This is a genomic window from Tritonibacter sp. SIMBA_163 (genome assembly GCF_046535935.1).
In the GTDB taxonomy this organism is placed as follows: domain Bacteria; phylum Pseudomonadota; class Alphaproteobacteria; order Rhodobacterales; family Rhodobacteraceae; genus Epibacterium; species Epibacterium scottomollicae.
The window spans coordinates 1-261 of record NZ_JAWJBP010000677.1; the positions used below are offsets into that span (position 1 = coordinate 1).

Sequence of the window (261 nt, forward strand, 5' to 3'; positions counted from 1 at the left end):
TGCTTATGTTTCAAAAAAAGGTGTTGCACACGAATCTAAAGTTGGCTATACAAGTTTATCAAACTTTGTGAGAAAACAAATTGATAAAGATGCCAGGTTAAGAAGTGAAGGCAGAGTTAAAGGCGTAAAGTGGCACTTTTTTAAAAGTGCCAAAACTGGTAAGATAGGTATCACTAAGAACTTAAAGGAATACTTAAAGAAAAAGAAAATTCCTTATCAAATTCATAAGTAACTATTTAAGCGGAGGTTAGTTCATGGAAT

At 32.2% G+C, this 261-nt stretch carries 1 pseudogene; it reads left to right on the forward strand.

What is annotated here, in order from left to right:
- Positions 1-232, forward strand: a pseudogene (locus R0J92_RS24025) (hypothetical protein); the annotation flags it as partial.
- Positions 233-261 lie beyond the last annotated feature (29 nt).